General features: G+C 74.5%; 1 protein-coding gene. It reads right to left on the minus strand.

All coding sequences use genetic code 11. The annotated features are described in order from the left end of the window. Positions 1-64: 64 nt before the first annotated feature. A complete protein-coding gene (locus AN216_RS00330) occupies positions 65-664 on the minus strand; it encodes a DNA-3-methyladenine glycosylase I (RefSeq protein WP_070194534.1) in 600 nt (199 codons plus the stop codon). Positions 665-827: the final 163 nt, after the last annotated feature.

Below are 827 nucleotides of genomic sequence, written 5' to 3' on the forward strand. Positions count from 1 at the left end.
CCCAACGCGCCCGTGCCGGCCGGCCGGTGGTCCCGGAGCGAAGCCCGCCGGACGCGCGTCCGCCTCAACCCGGGCTGCCGCCCGGCCGCACGCAGCAGTCGGCGAGATGGTCGTCGACCAGGCCACACGCCTGCATCAGAGCGTACGCCGTCGTGGGTCCCACGAATCGGAACCCGAGCTCCCGCAGCCCCTTCGCGAGGGCTCTCGACTCGGGCGTGATCGCCGGCACTTCGGCTGTCGTACGCGGCGCCGGCCGGCCCGTCGCGTCCGGGGCGAACGACCAGATCAACCGGTCCAACTCGCCCGTCGGGAGCTTGGCGGCGACGCGTGCGTTGGCCAGCGTCGCCACGATCTTGGCGCGGTTGCGGATGATGCCGCTGTCCGCCAGCAGCCGGGCCTCGTCCTCCCCCGTGAAGGCCGCCACCTCCGCGATACGAAAGCCGGCGAACGCGGCCCGGAAGCCTTCCCGGCGCCGCAGGATGGTGAGCCAGGACAGCCCGGACTGGAACGCCTCCAGGCTGATCCGCTCGAACAGCGCGTCGTCCCCGCGGACCGGGCGACCCCACTCGGTGTCGTGGTACGCCTCGTAATCCGCCGCGGTCACCCCCCAGGGGCAGCGCAACCGGCCGTCGCTCCCGGTCAGCGGCAGGCCGTCCTCAGGCACGCCGGCCTCCCGCCTCGTCCCGCCGACCGACGGAATCGGACGAGGTGTCCGCGTCAGCTCCGCCGGGCGCATTCGTCGCGTCAACGGTGCCGACGGCGTCCGCGCGGGCTCTCGCGCTGGCCCGGGCACCCGCCAGCGCGGACTCCAGCTCGGCGATACGGGC

It is taken from the genome of Streptomyces oceani (genome assembly GCF_001751245.1).
Classification (GTDB): domain Bacteria; phylum Actinomycetota; class Actinomycetes; order Streptomycetales; family Streptomycetaceae; genus Streptomyces; species Streptomyces oceani.